This is a genomic window from Paenibacillus faecis, assembly GCF_008084145.1.
GTDB classification, from domain to species: Bacteria; Bacillota; Bacilli; order Paenibacillales; family Paenibacillaceae; genus Fontibacillus; species Fontibacillus faecis.
The window spans coordinates 695,942-713,861 of sequence record NZ_VSDO01000004.1 but is presented as its reverse complement, the minus strand read 5'-3'; the positions used below and the strand labels follow the sequence as shown (position 1 = coordinate 713,861).

15 protein-coding genes are annotated in these 17,920 nt (G+C 55.2%); 3 read left to right on the top strand and 12 right to left on the bottom strand.

What is annotated here, in order from left to right:
- Positions 1 to 33 precede the first annotated feature (33 nt).
- From FRY98_RS20960 to FRY98_RS20950, 3 genes are all read right to left on the bottom strand, one after another.
- A complete protein-coding gene (locus FRY98_RS20960; RefSeq protein ID WP_148455597.1) occupies positions 34 to 1,296 on the bottom strand; it encodes an ABC transporter substrate-binding protein in 1,263 nt (420 codons plus the stop codon).
- A gap of 65 nt (positions 1,297 to 1,361) precedes the next feature.
- Positions 1,362 to 2,198 carry a carbohydrate ABC transporter permease gene (locus tag FRY98_RS20955; RefSeq protein WP_148455595.1) on the bottom strand — a complete coding sequence of 279 codons (837 nt, stop codon included), beginning with the start codon at positions 2,196 to 2,198 and terminating at the stop codon, positions 1,362 to 1,364.
- Positions 2,198 to 3,079 (bottom strand): carbohydrate ABC transporter permease, encoded by an 882-nt coding sequence (locus FRY98_RS20950; protein WP_148455593.1) that lies wholly within the window; start codon positions 3,077 to 3,079, stop codon positions 2,198 to 2,200. The genes FRY98_RS20955 and FRY98_RS20950 overlap by 1 nt, the downstream gene beginning before the upstream one ends.
- 140 nt (positions 3,080 to 3,219) lie before the next feature.
- Between FRY98_RS20950 and FRY98_RS20945 the strand changes: the two genes are divergently transcribed.
- Positions 3,220 to 3,378 (top strand): asparagine synthase, encoded by a 159-nt coding sequence (locus FRY98_RS20945; protein ID WP_114499079.1) that lies wholly within the window; start codon positions 3,220 to 3,222, stop codon positions 3,376 to 3,378.
- A 585-nt stretch (positions 3,379 to 3,963) separates the two neighbouring features.
- Here FRY98_RS20945 and FRY98_RS20940 read toward each other — a convergent pair.
- The 8 genes from FRY98_RS20940 to FRY98_RS20905 all read right to left on the bottom strand — a co-directional run bounded on the left by FRY98_RS20940 (position 3,964) and on the right by FRY98_RS20905 (position 10,527).
- A complete protein-coding gene (locus tag FRY98_RS20940; RefSeq protein ID WP_148455591.1) occupies positions 3,964 to 4,428 on the bottom strand; it encodes a 2-thiouracil desulfurase family protein in 465 nt (154 codons plus the stop codon).
- 431 nt (positions 4,429 to 4,859) lie between these two features.
- Positions 4,860 to 5,543 (bottom strand): response regulator, encoded by a 684-nt coding sequence (locus FRY98_RS20935; RefSeq protein ID WP_148455589.1) that lies wholly within the window; start codon positions 5,541 to 5,543, stop codon positions 4,860 to 4,862.
- Position 5,544: 1 nt separating this feature from the next.
- A complete protein-coding gene (locus FRY98_RS20930) occupies positions 5,545 to 6,384 on the bottom strand; it encodes a sensor histidine kinase (protein WP_148455587.1) in 840 nt (279 codons plus the stop codon).
- 96 nt (positions 6,385 to 6,480) lie between these two features.
- Positions 6,481 to 7,038, bottom strand: a complete 558-nt coding sequence (locus FRY98_RS20925; protein WP_249043487.1) for a TlpA family protein disulfide reductase — start codon at positions 7,036 to 7,038, stop codon at positions 6,481 to 6,483.
- Positions 7,028 to 7,774 carry an ABC transporter ATP-binding protein gene (locus FRY98_RS20920; protein ID WP_148455585.1) on the bottom strand — a complete coding sequence of 249 codons (747 nt, stop codon included), beginning with the start codon at positions 7,772 to 7,774 and terminating at the stop codon, positions 7,028 to 7,030. The genes FRY98_RS20925 and FRY98_RS20920 overlap by 11 nt, the downstream gene beginning before the upstream one ends.
- The gene (locus tag FRY98_RS20915) at positions 7,767 to 8,588 is read right to left on the bottom strand and encodes an ABC transporter permease (protein ID WP_148455583.1); all 822 of its coding nucleotides are present in this window, start codon (positions 8,586 to 8,588) and stop codon (positions 7,767 to 7,769) included. The genes FRY98_RS20920 and FRY98_RS20915 overlap by 8 nt, the downstream gene beginning before the upstream one ends.
- Positions 8,585 to 9,130, bottom strand: coding sequence for a nitrous oxide reductase accessory protein NosL (locus FRY98_RS20910; RefSeq protein WP_148455581.1), 546 nt, complete (start codon positions 9,128 to 9,130; stop codon positions 8,585 to 8,587). Before FRY98_RS20910 ends, FRY98_RS20915 begins: the two co-directional genes overlap by 4 nt.
- Positions 9,127 to 10,527: a right-handed parallel beta-helix repeat-containing protein gene (locus tag FRY98_RS20905; protein WP_148455579.1), complete on the bottom strand. Its 1,401-nt coding sequence runs from the start codon at positions 10,525 to 10,527 to the stop codon at positions 9,127 to 9,129. The genes FRY98_RS20910 and FRY98_RS20905 overlap by 4 nt, the downstream gene beginning before the upstream one ends.
- A 292-nt stretch (positions 10,528 to 10,819) precedes the next feature.
- Here FRY98_RS20905 and FRY98_RS20900 point away from each other — a divergent pair, with 292 nt between their 5' ends.
- On the top strand, positions 10,820 to 16,726 hold the full coding sequence (locus FRY98_RS20900; protein WP_148455576.1) for an S-layer homology domain-containing protein: 5,907 nt from the start codon (positions 10,820 to 10,822) through the stop codon (positions 16,724 to 16,726).
- A gap of 90 nt (positions 16,727 to 16,816) precedes the next feature.
- Here FRY98_RS20900 and FRY98_RS20895 read toward each other — a convergent pair whose 3' ends face one another.
- Positions 16,817 to 17,362 carry a CueP family metal-binding protein gene (locus tag FRY98_RS20895; protein ID WP_249043486.1) on the bottom strand — a complete coding sequence of 182 codons (546 nt, stop codon included), beginning with the start codon at positions 17,360 to 17,362 and terminating at the stop codon, positions 16,817 to 16,819.
- Positions 17,363 to 17,548: 186 nt separating this feature from the next.
- Here FRY98_RS20895 and FRY98_RS20890 point away from each other — a divergent pair, with 186 nt between their 5' ends.
- Positions 17,549 to 17,917 carry an ArsR/SmtB family transcription factor gene (locus FRY98_RS20890; RefSeq protein ID WP_148455574.1) on the top strand — a complete coding sequence of 123 codons (369 nt, stop codon included), beginning with the start codon at positions 17,549 to 17,551 and terminating at the stop codon, positions 17,915 to 17,917.
- Positions 17,918 to 17,920: the final 3 nt, after the last annotated feature.

Below are 17,920 nucleotides of genomic sequence, written 5' to 3'. Positions count from 1 at the left end.
CCGTTTGACGCTTGCGTCCATTTTACGGGCTTTTTATTCTACACTGAGATTGTCCCAGTTCTGCTGGAACTGTTCGAACATTCCCGCTTTGTCGATTTTGCCTCCGATGTAAGCCTGGATGATGCTGGCGAACTCGGACGGCATGCCGTTCGGGAAGCGGAACCAGTTCCAGGTGAGCGCCTTCCCGGCATCGGTATAATTCAGCACTTCCATCCCGAGGGCGCCGAGATCCTCCTCCGTCCCTTCAATGCTGTCGAAGGCGGGGATGAATTTAAATTCCTTTGTAATAAACCGCTTCCCCGTCTCCGAAGTGACGAGCCAGTTCAAAAACTCCTTCGCTTCTTCCTTCATGGGAGAGTCCTTGTAAATGACCCAGTTGTTCGGCACGCCGACGAACAGCTTGTCATTGTCTTCCCCGGTATCGTCGATCGGCATCGGCAGAATGCCGAGATTCAGGTCGGGATTGATGCCGTCCAACTGCACCTGGGTCCAGTTGCCCTGCTGCAGCATGGCCGCTTCCCCGTTGGCGAACATCGTCACCTGGGTGTTGTAATCCGTGGTCAGCGGGTTCGGGTTGCCGTATTCCAGCGTCAGATCCAGCAGCTTCGTCCACCGCTCGAATACCGGATCGTCGGCAAATTTATACCTGCCTTCGGTCAATCCCCGGATGAAATCCGCCGGATCTTTCTGGTTGGCAAAGGCGGCGTTGACGTTATGGTTCCCGAGCACGAACCACTCCTGGTAGCCGTTGGAGAACGGCGTGATCCCCACCGCCTTCAGCTTCTCGGCCGCTTCGCGCAGCCCGCTGAGCGTGACGGGCTTTTCCTTGATGCCGGCCTTGGCGAACAGATCCTTATTGTATATAAACCCATAGCCCTCCAGGTTTACCGGCATGCCGTACAGCCTGCCGTTCTTGGTCATCGGCTCCAGGGCAATCTCTTTGACGTCCTTCACCCACGGCTCGTCCGTCAGGTCCTCCAGGTACTCCTGCCACATCTCCATTTCCGTGTAGCCGCCGATATTGAAAATATCCGGTTCTTCGCCGGAGGCGAATTTCGACCGCAGTGAAGCGCCGTAATCGCTGCCTCCGCCCACGGTCTGAATATCGAGCTTGATGTCCGGATGCTCTTTCTCGTACTCTACCTTCAGGCGATCCATCGCTTCCGCAATCTCGACTTTAAATTGAAAAATATGCAGCACCTTGCGTCCTCCGTCCATGTCCGGACCGCTTTGGCCGCACCCGGCGACAAGCAGCGCCATCACCAGCAGGAGCCATGCCAGTTTACCCCTTCTCATGTCTGAGTCACTCTCCTTCCACCACTCTTGTCGATCTCTTTTATCGAATCGCCTCGGCCCTCCGTTTACCCTTTTACCGAACCTTGGGCGATGCCCTCGATAATGTATTTTTGCATGGACAGGAAAAAGATCACGATCGGCGTAATCCCGAGCACCAGAGCCGGCAGCGCCAGATCCCACTGCTTGGTGTATTGGCCGAAGAAGGCGAAAGTCTCGATCGGAATCGTATACAGTTCGGGTTTCTGCAAAATCAGCGAAGGCATCAGGTAATCGTTCCAGATCCAAAGCGTGTTCAAGATGATGACCGTCACCGCGATCGGCTGCATCAGCGGCAGAATGATGCGGAAGAAAATGCCGTACACCGAACAGCCGTCGACCCGCCCCGCTTCTTCGATGTCCACGGGCACCGACTTGACGAAGCCGTGCAGCAGGAATACGGTCAGCGGCGCGCCGAAGCCGAGGTAACAGACGATCAGTCCCCAGGTCGAGTTCATGAGGCCGAGCAGACTGGACACCTTGACCAGCGGAATCATAATGGCCTGGAAAGGAATGACCATCGCGGCGACGAAGGCCGCATACAAAAAACGGTTATATCCTGTCGGCTTGCGGGCCATCCGGTAAGCGGCCATCGAGCACATCAGGACGAGCAGCAAATTGCTGGCCACCGTAATGAGCAACGAGTTGCCGAACGCCTTCGGGAACGAGGTTTTGTCCCAGGCTTCCGCATAGTTGCTCCATTGGGCCACGGCGGGCCATCCGGCCGCGTCGCTGAGAATTTCCCCGAAGGTTTTCACCGAGTTCACCACCAGGAAGTAGAAAGGAACGAGAAACACCAGGCCTCCGAGGATCAAAAGCGCCTCGACCAGCAGCATGCCGCCACGATAACGTTTGGCTGTATCCATCACAGTTCAACCTCCCTGCGCTTGGTGGCCCGGACCTGAAGAATCGAGATCAACGCCACGATGATGAAGAAAATAATGGCTTTGGCCGAGCCCATCCCGAAACGGCTGATTGTAAACGCCTCATTGTAGATGTTCAGCGCCACCGACTCGGTCGATTTGTACGGCCCCCCTTTGGTCAGGGACAAGTTCAGGTCGAACAGTTTGAACGACCACGAAATCGCCAGAAACAAGCAGACGGTGACCGCCGGCATAACCAGCGGGACGATGACATGCCTCAGCACCTGTCTCCGTCCGGCCCCGTCGACTTTGGCCGCTTCGATCAGATTTTTCGGCACATTGTTGATGGCGGATATGTAGATGATCATAAGGTAACCCGCATTTTGCCACACGAAGACGATCACGATCGCCCAAAACGAGGTGGCTTCCGTTCCCAGCCACGGCAGCTGGAAAAAGGGAATGCCGGTCGCCCCGCCGATGGAAGCGAACCCCCGGACAAAAATGAACTGCCAGATGAATCCCAGCAGCAACCCCCCGATGACGTGCGGCATAAAGAAGACCGTCCGCATCACGTTTCGCGTGTACAAACGCTTCGTTAAAAAATACGCCAGCGCGAAGCCCACCACATTCGTGAGAATGACGCCGAGCACGGTAAATTTGGCCGTAAACCAAAATGAATTCAGAAAGGCGGGATCTTTGGTAAAAATATGGACGAAATTGCGGACGCCCACCACATCCGCCTGCCTTGAAATCCCGTTCCAGTCCGTAAAGGCGTAATATAAGCCGAGAAAAAACGGAACGGCCACGATCAATACGAAAAATATCGTGGAGGGTCCAACGAACACGAGCTGTTGCGTCAGTTGGGACGTTTTTCTCCGTTTCATGCGTCTCACCCCTTGACTAACTGTTTTGCCCTCTTTTTACCCTTTCGGTTCAAGCTTTGAATCTGACCCGATGCATAAATGATCCCCTGCCTCCCCAAAATAGTGATGTCTTTCCAAACCAGTCCAAAGGGGTGTTACGCATGCGTGAAGGTTTGATTCCTACCGTTCTTGGAGCTGTAGTGTCCGCTTCTGCCGCATCACTGCTTGGAAGCAAGTATAAGCTTGCTGCGACCGGGGCTCTCGGATTTGGCTTGGCCCACATCGTGCTTGGCGCGATCGATCTGATCGAGCACCGCTAGCCTAGTTGGAAGATGTCCGGGAGCTTAGGGCTTCCGGGCCTTTTTATTACGTTTTATTCAAAAATCATAACCATCCGTCAAACTGGTGGTTTCCTCTAAGGCTATAAGCCTTTATTACCGGCTCGCGTCTAAAGGCGCTACCTTTCACTACGATCAGGTATGCCGTTGCCGCTTTTGCCTACCCCTGGAGGGGTGCGATTATAACTCGTACTCCGTCAGACAAACCTTGATAACATAGAATTCCTGCATATGTGCATGTTTTTTTCTTGTTCGGGGCCCAAAATTTCAAAATTCCTGCAAATCTGCAGGAATTTTTGACAAAACCGGCTCGTTTCTCTAAAATCACTAGAAATACCTGCAGAGGATTTGCATCTTTTTTCGCATTCCCTCGGGAATCGGCCTAAATACCTGCAGATTTGCATCTTTTTTGGAGTTGGAAGCCTGGAAGCACAATAGGCGCCTCTTAATTTTGTTTCGCACGCTTCGCGAGCTCAACTGGTTAAAGCCCCAAATAAAAAAAGCCTGCGGTATTTTATTTACCGCAAGCTTTGTGATGTATAAAATGACCGCTGTCAATCGCCGCCGTTATTCGACGTCGACGACCTCCGCGATCTGCGCCTCGGAGACGACCCGAATCCCTTCCCGCTCGAACAAAGCGGCCGTAACTCCATTGCCGGCAGTCTGCCGGTTGGCGAAGCTGCCGTCATAAATCATGGAGCTTCCGCAGGACGGGCTGAATTCCTTCAGCACGACGGCGGTGGCGCCGGCTTCTTTGGCAAGACGGAGGGCTTCCTCGGCCCCCTTCATATACATGTCCGTAACGTCCTCGCCGGATTTGGTCACGACCCGGGCTTTACCGAGCAGAACGTCCTCGCCGGTGCCGCCCGCAATTTCCGCCGGTTCCCGCGGCGTCGCAAAGCCGCCAAGTAGCTCGGGGCATAGAGCCACGGCTTTCCCTTCTTTCACTAATCGCCCGATGGTGTCCTCCAGGCAGTCCGTACCGTTATAGCGGACCTTCATGCCCGCCAGGCAGGAGCTTACGATAATCATGGTGGTGGTTCCTCCTTGGATTTTATCTCATCTTATTTGGCATCAGAATTAGGCACTCGGTATCGGCATCGACGCTTTATAAAAACGGCAGCGCGTGCCGGGTAAAATCCCCGGCAATCCCCCCCGCCCAGCTACCCGTCCGCCAACTTAGCGGCATTTTGGGGCGCTATTCCGGCCCAGATCAGCTCTGTGGGGAACATAGCGGCCAAAAAGGCCAAAAAGGACCCTATTTACCCGGTGAGAGCCGCGAAATAAGGGATTGGCCCGCTTTTTCCAAAAATAAAGGCCCAAAAAACCGCTAATCTACGCTTTTGTGCCGAATTCGACACCATAGCGCCTCAAAAGACCTTTATTCCCTTCAGATCGCGGGCGAAGCCTACGACCTCCCTGCCCTATGACCCGGTTTCCGCCAACGGGAGGGGACCCGGACCCTAATCGGTCTCTTCCCTTCCCTTTTCCCCTTTAAGGCCGCTGCCCTTCCCCGCAACCAGCCCTTGTTCCAGGGCATACCTCGTTAACTGCACCCGGTTTTGTACCTGCAGCTTTTGAAGGATGTTTTTCAGATGGTTTTTGACCGTGTGTTCGGAAATATTCAGCGTTTCCCCGATCTCTTTATTCGTCAGGCCGTTGGCCACCTGCCCCAAAATCTCCTGTTCCCGCTGGGTCAGACCCTCCGCCGCTTCCCGCTTCGTCGAAAGCGAAACGTCCTTCAGAATCTCGAAGGCCAGCTCCCGGCTTAAAGGGGCCTCCTCGTTGACGATGGAGCGGAGGTACTCGATCCAGGTCGAGGGGGCCAGGTTTTTGAGCAGATACCCTTGCGCTCCCCGTTTTAAAGCTTCGAGAAGATGAAACATATCATCCGAGACGGTAATCATAACGATCTTGACATAGGGAAAACTCAGCTTAATTCGCTGCGTCGCCGCCAGCCCGTCCATCCCCGGCATCTGAATGTCCATCAGAATCAGGTCGGGCATCCACTGTTCGGTAAACTCGATCGCCTCCTGGCCGCTTTTCACCACGCCGATCACCTCAAACTGATCGTCCATCGCCAAAATTTCACAGATAGCCTCCCTAGCGTGGGCATGATCGTCCACAACAAGCACGCGCGTCTTCATTTCATGCGCCGCCTCCCGTCTTTTGCAGCTCCAGCGTCGTCCGCTCCTGCTCCGTACGGATCCGGAATCGCCATCCCATCGCTTCAGCCCGTTCCTTCAGAATGCTGAGCCCGTAACTGCCTTGCGATTCAAACGGATTTCTCCGGAACCCGCGTCCATCGTCCATAATTTCAACCTTCCATTCGCCGAAAGTCCCCTGCGCTTCAATCCACCCTTTTCCCGCGCGGGCATGCTTCTGAATATTGACGACAGCTTCGCGGATACAGGCCAGAAGCTCCACCTTCTCTTTTGGGGAAAAAGCTTCCTCCGGGATCTCCCACCGGATGTCCACCGGGATTAGAACTTCTCCCGCCACCTGCTTAACTTGTTCCTGCAAGGTGGCAAAAGGAGCCGAATCAGCCTCGGAGGTCGGGACGTATTTCAGGTTGGCGATCGCTTGTCTGACATAACGGTTCACTTCATGGACCGTTTTTCTGATTTTGTACAGCTCCTGCTCGAACTTGGCCCGGTCTTCCGTGTACTCCAGGCGATCCGCTTTGACGGACAGCAAAAACAACGATTGGGAGATGCCGTCATGAAGCTCCTTGGCCAGCTGTTCGCGCTCCTCCAAAGCGACCTTCTGGGCTCGTTCGGCCTGCAGCTCGGATTGGATTTTCTCCAGCACGGAGAACAATTGGGCCAGCAGAGTCACACTGACCAGATACACCAGCAAAGGGGTCAGCCAGTTACCCAGATCCATGGAAATATAGGATAACAGAAATTGATGCCTTACATATTCCCATATCCCCACGGTAAGCGTAGGGATGAACAAGATCATCCATTTTATCCGTTTATAGGTCAAAGTAACTCCTCCGTTTCGCGATTCCTGTCAAGCGCTTGGTCGTATATTAGTATCAAACCACAAGTTCCGCCCACAGCAAAGAGGATTAAAATAAATTTAATCCTCTTTGGCGGCATCGATATAAGCTTGAAGCTGCGCCTCACTGCGGATCTCTCCGATGGCTACCCCAGCGATGTCTCCATCCGGGTCAAGAACATAAGTCACCGGCAGTCCGGTCACTTTGTAGAGGCCGGCTAATTTCCCCGTAGCATCAATGAAGGCGGAAAAATTAAACTTATGCAAAGCCAGAAACTCGCGCACCGTTCCTTTCGACTCGCCGACATTGATATACAGGACTTCCGCTTCCGGGACATTCGCTTGCCGGACGCGGTCGATGAGCGGCATTTCGTTCACGCAGGGACCGCACCAGGAGGCCCAAAAGTTAAGGACAACCACCTTTCCCCGGTAATCGGACAACGATACCTTTTCGCCCGCCATATCAACAGCCTGGAAATCCGGCGCCGGGCTGCCGACCGTCAACCTGCCGGACTGAGACGGTCCGTCGTTTTCGGAGAGATTCGTCAAGAGCACCCATCCTGAGGCAATCAAAACCAAAGCGAGTATTCCGGCGGCAAGAAAGGAATTCTTTCGCTTGTTCAGCGTTCTATTCATCATCCCGGATCGTCCCTCCCGGATCCAGCCCCAAGCTGTGCCGGAAGGCCGCATGAAGGGGCAGCGTCCCGTACATTTTGCGAAAAAGCTCCACAGGGCCTTCCCCGCAGACTCGGCCGGAGTTCAAAAACAAGACATAGTCTGCGAGCTCTTCGGCGATCTCCAGTTGATGCGTGGAGAAAAGCACCGTTTGCCCTTGGCGCTTCATCTGCTTGAGCAGCGCCATAAACTCGCCGATCCAGTAGGGGTCCATCCCGTTGGTGGGCTCATCCATAATAAGCAGAGCCGGTTTCGCCAGTATGGCCTGCGCAAAAAGCACCCGCTGCCGCATCCCTTTGGAGAATGTACCGACGGCTTTGTGCCGCTTGTCCTCAAGTCCCACCAGTGCCAGGGCCTCCTGCACGCTAGCGGCCGGAAGCTTGCGCAAGCCGGCCCAGAAGGACAACATCTCGGCCGCCGTCATGCCTTGCGGAAACTGAAAATCGTCCGGCATATACCCGATCTGCTCCGAAAACCGTTTCCGCTCCTTTTTCCACTCCAAGCCGTTTACTCGAATATCTCCCGAGGTTGGCTGGAGAATCCCCGCCACCATACGCAGGACGGTGCTTTTTCCCGCGCCATTGCCCCCGCAAAGCCCGACGATTTGCCCTGCGCCAAGCTCGAAAGAGATATCCGCCACCAGCCTCTGCCCTTTGATGGATTTGTCAATTTTACTAACGACGACCAGAGGCTCAGCCACGGGTTCTCCCCCTTTCCCAAATCCGACAAACGCCGAATATCGTACAAGCTGCCCACACGATAAATAGCAGGGCGAACAGCAGACTTCCGCCCGGTTTTTGAATCCAGCCAACCCATTGATAATATTCCGGTCCCAGCACTGAACCACCGCCCAGCTTCACGACGACGAACAGGCGCACAAATTCCGCCGGATTCAACAGCGTCAGCACGGTCAGTACCGGCTTGATCCATAAGTAGGGCAGCAAACCCAGGACTGCGACCAGTAGGGTCGTCCAGCCGATGACCGTAAAGAACCACACCATGACGGAAATGGTCATCGCCTGCCAACGGTTTTTCGACAACGCTCCGATCCATAAAGCGAGCGCCAGATATAACAGAACCAGGCCGCAGGAAAAAAAGAAGAACAGCAAATACGTATTGATTTCAAACGCTTTCCCGAGCAGCACGGTGACCAGCCCCATCAGCCCGTACCCGAAGGAGAGGATGGTTAGCAGAACGATCGCCAGCCCGGCATATTTGCCCAGCAGAAACGGGACCGTTCCTAACGGATAGGTGGAAAGCAATTGCCAGCTTCCTTCCTCTTTTTCCGCCGTCAGGGAAAACGAGCCCAAAAAAAGGGCCATCAGAGGAAGCAGGTACAAGATCAGGTTCAACATGGAGCCGGTAATCCCCGAATAGCCGCCGATCCGGTTTTGCGAATTTACAAGCAGCAAGCTAAGGCCGAACACCGAGAACAGCAATAAAAAGGAATAGGCCCATGGGTTGCGAAAGCCGATTTTAAGTTCCTTTTTGGCCACTTGCAGCAGATCTGTCATGATCCATGTCCTTCTCCTTGCGCTTCTCCGTGTCCTTCGCCATGCTCCATATGACCGGGCATCTCCATCATTTCCTTGCTTTGTTTCCAGGTATGATTCGCCAGTTCCTCGGCGCTCATGATCTGCCCAACCCCCTGTTCGGCTAGAAACGCCTCTGCGGAAGCCTTGTCCTTAAAGCTGACAATCCCGTAAGCCATCGGGGTACGAATGGAGGCGTCATAGACGTAGGTCGCCTTTTTGAATTCCACCCATTCCTTATCATTGTAATCACGCACGAAGTCCATCCCGATCTGGGACGTATCGTTCTTCCGTTTCCATTCGTTCATGCATCCGATATCGTCGAACTTCAAGCTTTTCCCGTCCTTCAGCACGATCTGGGTGGCAAAAGCGTCATCCTTCACCTGCATGTTGCAGACAACGCAAACGTCGACATCTTCATTAATGGCCTGCGGCTGATACGTTTTACTTCCGCCGCAGCCTGCCAGCGCCAGCATAATCAACACCACGGTCATCAGCGCTAAAGCGAAAAATCCCTTTTTCATGATTTTGCCCCTCTCGAATAAATAATGACGACCAACGATCCCGCAAACAGCATGGAAGCGATGATCAGCATAAATGTTTTCTCCGGAATCCGTTCCCGCTGCTCCGCGACCGGATCTTGTTCCGGCTCCAGCGCAGGGTCGAGATCGGGATGAAGAAGATGCATCGACGGAGAAGCATCCCTAGCCCACCGCTTCCGATCTTCTTCCACCATATCGCTCAGGAACGTCATGCCGGGCGATTGAAAGAACAGCTGAAAGGCCGGAGTACGGGAGATCAGGTTTTTGTAAAACGGGTTCATTGCGTATTCCGTCTCACTAAACCCGTCACCGTTCAGGTCCAGTCCCTGGAAGGAATCCCAATAATTCCGTTCGATCCGGTTCTCCCCGCTTTGCGCCGCCTCCGCTTCGATCACATTGGCTACGAAATCGTTCCCGTGAATCCGGTTTCGCTCCGCATCCGCAAACTGGATGCCGATGAAGTTCCGGTAAACCGCGTTATCCCGCAGCTCATTATCGCTGGATCGCTCGAGATAAATTCCCACGCGGTTCCCGTCGACCCTGTTTCTTTCGACCAGCGAAGTCCGCACGTCATACAGCAGGATGCCTTGGGCATGAACATTTTGACTTTGTTTGGTGAACACGTTGTCGGATAGAACGATATCCTTGACTCCCATGACCATCGCGCCGGTAAAGTTCGATTCACCCCGGTTTCCCGCGATCCGGGTACCGTCGATGTACATGCAGTGAATGCCGTAACGCGAGCCGTAAATCCTGTTATTCTCAATGGTAAGGCTGCGGCTGTTCTCCAGGTAAATTCCGTCCTTCATGTTCCGGATTTCATTGCGAATCATTCGGTTGTCGGGGGAACCGTAAAGATCGATCCCGTTACCTTTCTGTCCCAGACTGAGTCTGGCCCCGGCCCTGTCCCACGTAATGACGTTATCCTCAATTCGTCCGCCGCTCGCTTCGCGCAGCAAAATGCCGGACCCGCGAGTTCGGATGTCCAACTCCCGCAGGACCGCCTTGTCCGCACGGACGAGTACCGCCGCCGAGCCTTCCCCCTCCGCCTTCTGCCGGATAGCAAGACCCCGGACTTCCACGCCTTCGGCCTTCACCGTAATGGCAGGCCCCCGGCTATCCTGTACGAGCAAAGTTCCGTCCTCCCCCTGAAGGACCAGCTTCTTACCGATGACCACAGGGCCCGCGTAGTCCCCCGCCTTAAGCCGGACAACCTCGCCCGGCCGCGCCCGATCCACCAGTTCCTGGAGCGGTATCGGAGGCTTTTTGGCTTGGGCGGCTTGGGCGGCTTGGCTCGAATCCCCCATATACAACTGGATAATCCAACAGGCCGCGGCAAAACGTAGACACCCCCAAATCCAGCGCTTTCCGTTCATCATTTCATAAACCTACTCCGATCCTTGGATTTTCCCATTCCAAAAATTGAAAGACTTTCACCGATATATTAAGCTATAACTTTCATCACTTCGTATAGCCCTCACGGGGGATATTTTCGGGGAGCACGAGGAAGATTGTGACTTTTTAATGACATTCTTTTAGAAAAGTGTTGATGTGCTATGAATAGAAAATCAAATTTCCGTATAAATTTACATATTTATCGACTTCTTTTGACATCCTTCTTACCTCCCTCCGCTATGCTCTTTAAGGTAAAAAAGACATAGGGAGGAAAACATGAGGAAACAGCAGTGGTTGGCCGGTCTTTTAGCTTGCAGCATGCTATGCGTGCAGTTCTTCCATCCTGCGTTGGAGAACAAGGCACAAGCGGCGGCGCCCGGAGCGGGCGTATTTATTACGGAGGTATATCCCGACGATCGCTCCAATCAAGATCGGATTGAGGGCGCCGGAAGTGCGGATTTGTTTGAGTTCGTGGAGATTTATAACCCCTCGGACCGGGAGGTATCGTTCAACGAGGAGTATAAAATCCGCTACAACTATAATACCGGCGTAAAGGATTTGTCCGTGACCGTTACGGATACGGCCTACGGCAGCCTTAACGATGTCATTATTCCCGCGGGAAGTCCGGCGGTACTCTGGGTAGAGCGTACCAGCTCATCCATTACCGGAGCCGCCAGCAAATTGACCGAGGCGGACTTTAGAAGCTATCACGGCGTACCTGACGGGATTCCGGTGTTCAAGCTGCGGGGGCAGGATGGCCTCGCTAACACGGACCGCGGCTTGTACGTGACCCGCAAGAATGACAATGCCGCCGTGATCAGCGAAGTGTATTACACCGCGGACGATGTCGGGGACGGCAAAAGCCTGCATCTGCAGTTGCCCTCCAGCGGTGCCGCCATGGTCGCATACGCCCGGGAGGCGGCGCCTTCCGCCGGCGTGATCGAACCCGAACAGCTGGTATCCGTCGCGAACCACGCTCCGGCCATCGTCCATGTTCCGGCGGCTTCAGCCGACCGTTCGCAGGATGTGACCGTAACGGCCAGCGTTTACGATGAGGATGGAGACGCGCCGCAGGTCAAGCTGTTCTATAAGTCGATCGCGAACAGTCCGTTCGCGGAAGCTCCGATGCAAAGCTCCGGCGGAGACGCCTATGCAGGCGTTATCCCCTCATCTCAGCTGTTCGGGGACATGTTGTATTATTACATCGAAGCTACGGACGGCATTGAAACGACCCGGTCCCAAGAGTACGCGATAACGCTGACCGGCACCGTGACTGCGGAGGTCCCCCTTGTATTGATTACGGAAATTCTGCCGAATCCGGCGGGCGATTACCGCTGGGGCAGCGGCAATCAATACGAATATGTGGAGATTTACAATAATTCGAGCGAGACGCTGGACCTGAAGGATTACCGTTTATGGTACCTGTATCCGGGGAATACCGCACCGAAGCAGTGGACCATCCCGCAGCATACGGCCATCGAGCCCTACACCGCAGCGGTCATCTGGTTTGCCAAGGAAGCGATAGCCAACGGGCAGGGATATACAACGACGGCGGATTTTAATCTGCACTTTAACTCTACGCTGGAAGACAGCGACGTGATCTTCTACGACAACTCGAAGCCGTCGGACTTCAACCTGCCGAATTCGCTGCAGCGCGGCTTGGCGTTGTCGAGTCCGGAACAGCCGGACCGTTACCTGGTGGAGGCTTGGTACGATCCGAGCACGCCGGATAGTCCCGACAGACTCGTCAATGACGTACGCAATGCCGTAGTACGCTATACTTATCCGGAATCCGGACATGTCATGAAACGTCTGGACAACCGGATGTATGCGAATCCGGGCAGCATTGATCCCGGTCAGGTTCCGCCCGTGGACGGCGTGGATATGACCGCTCCGGTTCTCGAGCATGAGCAGGCGGTTTATAATTTGGGGCAAAACGAGCCCTACACCGTAAAATTGGTCAGCAACGAGCCGCTCGCGAGAGCGGAAGTGATGTACGGTCCCGCAACGAACGAAGCGACCGTCTTCGCCGGCAAGGAGCCGCTGAAGCTGCTGTCCCAGGACGGCGGCAAGTATGTGTATGGCGGAACGATCGCCTTCCCTGAAAAAGGGGCTTACCGATACATTATCGAAGCGCAGGACGAGCACGGCAACCGGACGCGCGTTCCTTACAATTCGCGGGGCGGCCTGCTCACCGTGAACGCAACGGGAGCCGGAACCGAACTGCCGGAGCCGGGTTTGTCGATTGAAGCGGGCGGCATGTTCAAAGACAAGGCCGCGTTCTACGCTTACGGGCGCAGCGCGCAGGAGCAAGTCGAAGTCCGGTTGGACGGCCAGCCGCTTCCGATGCGCAAGGCCCTACCGGGCACGTTGCAGTTGGGGATGCAGACGCGGGGAGTCGACCAGATTTATCAGGCTTCGGCGAGCGCCTTGGATCCGTCGGGCCAGCCGTCCTTTTTCACCCGCATCCTGCCCAAATATTCCGACGGGGCCTGGTCCATTTTCCCGATGACACCGGATTTGCTCGTCACCGGCTCCGTGGTATCCGTGCATACGGGCAACGAGAATGCTCCCTATCAGTTAAGCGAGCACGACAAAGTGTTCGGCATCAATAACCACGACGACTTTGAAGTGATGAACGTGCATCTGGTTCTGCCCGACGGTTCGGTGGTCAAACCCGACCGGGTCGTTAACTATTTGGGTAACCGCAGCCAAACGATGGTGGATTACCGGGAAGACACCTATTACGGGTTCGGGGATGCCGATTACGGCAGCAATCCGAACAAACCGATGATCAGCCACTTCCACTTCCCCGTGCCGGAAGAGAAGTACACGGCCCGGTACGTGGAGCTGGACACCGAAAAACTGAAAGACGGCGTCTATCCGCTGGCCCTGACGATCGGAAACGACGAGCTGGAAGCCTTCGACATTATGATCGATAACACCGATCCCGTCATCGAAGCCGTCGTATCCGGCGAAGGGCTACCGGTAGAGGAAGGACAGGCGCTGAAAGGCGCCATTACCTTAAACGTCATCGCCTCCGATAACCTGACCGGCATCCACAAGACGGAAGCCGAGCTCGACGGAGCGAAAATCGAACTGCCGCACGCGACTTCTTCCACGGTGCTGACGCCGGGCGAACATCGGCTTAAGGTTACCGTGTATGACGGAGCGGGCAACACCGCCGTTATGGAGCGCGCTTTCGTCATCGGCGAAGAGAAACCGCTCGCTCCGGGCGAAGTGTCGCCTGCGGATTTTGCGATCAACGTGCCGACGGACGCGACGCTGCGCGCTCACGTTTCCGACCCGAGCGGGGACAAGTTGGATGTACGGTTCCTCGAAGCCGACAAGTACGATTTCGTTCGAACTGAAGGAATCGCCGGCTACCGGAACACGGCCGACCGCGAACCTCCGCTCGTGCTGACTCCCGAGGGAGAGACGGGCCTGTCGGCCGACGAAAAAGCGCGGATCGCCAAACCCGACGGCGAATACCTGGTATCGGACACCGATTCGGGATTCCCGTATCACCGGTTCGAGATCAAGTTGGAACAAGAACTGCAGCCTGGCGATAAGGCCGAGCTGTATTGGAAAGGCCGCACGCTGCCGGGACGGATCGTCACGCTGTATGCCTGGGATTACGAAGCGGGCAAATGGACTGCGCTGAAATCGGCGACAGGTGACGCGAAGGAGAGCGATATCGAGCTTGCGTCGCAGGTCGAGCCCTCCCGTTTCGTCCGGGATGGACGGATTCAGGCGATGGTGCAGGATGAAGTGAAGGGCGTTAACGATCCGTTTACGATCCTGTGGTTTACGGACACGCAATATTACGCCGAGTCCTACCCGGAAATCTTTGATACGATGGGCGACTGGATCGCCGATCAGTACCGTCGGGGTACGTTCAGCTACGCCATTCACACCGGCGATATCGTCAACAAAGCGAATGACGAGGCTCAGTGGAAGGTGGCCGACCGGAACCTGAAGAAGCTGGACGAGGCCGGAGTGCCTTACGGCGTGCTTGCCGGAAATCACGACGTCATTATCGACGGCGTGGATTATACCAACTACGGAAAATATGTGGGCGCCGACCGGTACGAGAAAAACCCGTGGTACGGCGGGCAAATGGACAACAACAGAAATCATTACGACCTCTATTCGTTCGGCGGCCATGATTTCATCTTCCTGTACATCGGTTTCGGTCTGGAGGATACACCGGAAACGATCGCTTGGGCCAACGAAGTGCTGAAGAAGCATGCGGACCGCGTCGCGATTGTCGGGATGCACGCCTATCTGGAGACGAACGGGACGTTGTCCAATATGGCGCAAAACGTCTTCGATCAGGTCATTGCGCCGAATCCGAATGTTCAGCTCGTGCTGAGCGGCCATTACCATGCGGCCAACCGTGTGGTGAAGACGGTGCAGAACCCGGACGGCTCCACGCGCCGGGTCATTGAAATGCTGGCGGACTATCAGGGCGGACCGAGCGGAGGCAGCGGCTATTTGCGCCTGCTGAAATTCGATCCGTCGGCGGGAACGCTCGACGTGGACACGTATTCGCCGTATCTGGACGACTACAACTTTTTCGATGACGCGATCGAGGACTTTACCGAGCCGTTTGCCTTCCGCGATACGACTAAACGGGTCGCCACCGATTACTTTGCCTTGAACGTCTTCAAGGACCGGGTCATCGGCGAACAAACGGACCTGGCCTCCGGTTCGGAAGCGTCGGCCGTCTGGAAAAACCTGCAGCGAGACCATACCTACTACTGGTACATGCAGCTTACGGACGAATACGGCGCTGAGCGGCTGAGCCCGATTTACCGTTTTACGACCGGGACGCCCAAGCCGGGCGGCGGAGACGGGGAGAATCCCGGCGGTAACCCTGGAACGAATCCGGGAAGCGGTGGCGGCAACGCCGGGAACAGCCCGGGATCGGGTTCGGGTTCGGGCGGAATGACCGGCGGCGCTCCGGGCAGTAAGAATGGAACCGCACCGCCATCGGGCCAAACACCGCCCCCGGGCACCGTGGTCGCCCCTACCAAGATCGAGGGAGACCAAGCCGTCGCTACGCCGGATGCAAGCGCGCTGAACCAGGCGCTGAACCAGGCGGCGACAGACAACGGGATCCGTACGGTCACGATCGAATTGGACGCGCAGGGGAAACGGCATAACGGGGACGTCGTCCTGCGTCTGCCTTCCGGATTGCTGAACCAAGTTAGCGGAAGCGACCGGTATCGTGTAGAAACGCCGGCAGCAACCGTTACGGTTCCCTCCGATCTGCTGACGAATTTGCCGAATACGGGCGAATACGCAGAGCTTGTCATCGGACGGGCCGAACGCGAAAGTCTGGCCTCCCCGGTCCGCGGAATGATCGGAGCCAGACCGGCTATCGATTTGTCGCTCCGGATCGAAGGCGCCGCAGCCAAATGGGCCAACGGCAAAACGGAGGTCGTCATCTCCCTGCCTTACACTCCGGCAGCAGGAGAACAACCGGACAATCTAGTAATCATGTCGATTCGGGAGGACGGGACGGCTCGGGCCGTCATCAACGGCCGTTACGACGAGCAGACTCGCTCCATGGTTTTCCGCACGAATCATCTCGGTACATTTGCCGTAGCTTACCAAACGGTGCCGTACGCGGACGTGAAGGCGAACGATTGGTATTTCGCGGCGGTCAATTATTTGTCGGCCCGGGATGTCGTCAAAGGGACGGGAGCCGAAAACTTCCGGCCGAAAGCCGAGATCAGCCGGGCGGATTTCCTGGTCATGGCGATGAACGCCTTCGGGTATAAAATCTCCGGCACCGGAGCAGACGCCAATTTTGCCGATGCGGGGAACAAGTACTATACTCCATACCTGGCGGAAGCGAAACGGTTGGGGCTGGTAAAAGGCGAAGGCGATAACCGCTTCCGGCCGGAAGCCGGAATTACCCGCCAAGATATGATGGTGATGCTCCACCGCATCGCGGAGCTCTCCGGTACGAAGCTGCCTTCCGGCAGCGGGAGTAGCGGGATCCAGGCGTTCCGGGATGCCTACAAGGTGGCCGGGTACGCCGCGCCGGCCATGGAAGCCATGCTGAAGGCCGGAATCATCCAAGGTACGGGCGATAGGTTGCTGGAGCCGCAGGCTAAAACCAACCGCGCTCAAGCGGCTCAGGCCGTATACAATTTCGTCTCCGGCCTGTAGTCGAATCTATCCTGATCAAAAGCAAAACAGCCTCTCCCGTGCAGTGTCAGGGAGAGGCTGTTTTTTTTGCGTGAAGAAGCTCGTTCAAGATTATACTAGTTGCATCGTAGTAATGCAGGTATTATCATTCTTGTACGTAGAAAGGGTGGACTCCGCTTTTTTCCCGTCCTGCTCGATGATTACTTGATATTGTTGGTCTCGCGGCAGCCATAAGTCGATAAACCCATTCGACCCGGACATCTTTACTTCATCCAACACGATATTTCCGTTCGAATCGGCAATGCGGACGTTAAACTCCTCATTGACCAGTTCCCCTTGGCAGCCCGTCAAACTGTGAATTTGACAGGGATGTGTATCCTGCTTATACGGTGCGATGGAAACAAAAAATTCACGTTCGGGCAGGTCGTAGACGACTTCTTTTCCCCCGTCGGACACAATGAGTTGGTGCGAGGTGATCGATGCCGATTCGGAAGCACCCTTCCAGGCACTATATTTTTGCACGATTTCCTTAATCTCGGGATTGTCTTGTTGTACTTCACGGGTGGGGCGGTTTGCATTTTGGGATAAAAATAGAGAGCCCCCCGCGACCGCCACGATCAGAACTCCAAAAGCCAACACACGTTTACTCCGCTGCACTCCGGTTCATCCTTCCCTTATAGTATCGTCCCTTCTATTTTCACCCTTTGACTGCATTTTTTGCAAATACATAATTCGCACTATCCGCACTCAAGCGCATATCATCTCCATTTAATAGTAATGATTTCGTTTAATTCGTCCTTTTTGATATAATAATGTAAACCCCCAGCGGAAAGGTGATCATCCATGACACGATCTATAAATATAACGGAAGAATGCGATACGAGCTGCTCGGGAACGGTGGACTTGGATGCGATCAAGGCGGAGTTAATCGATGACCAGGCGGCCGTTCAATTCGCGGATTGGTTCAAAGCCTTCAGCGACCCGACCCGCGTCAAAATCATCGGCGCCCTGCTAAAAAGAGAGCTATGCGTGCATGACTTGACGGTCCTCCTGGAGATGGGACAATCGGCCGTTTCGCACCAGCTGCGGTACCTGCGCAACATGAGGATCGTAAAACGGCGCAAAGTCGGAAAGACGGTCTATTATTCGCTCGACGACGCGCATATCGAGCAGATTTTTCTGCAAACCCTCCAGCACACCAACCATGGATGATGC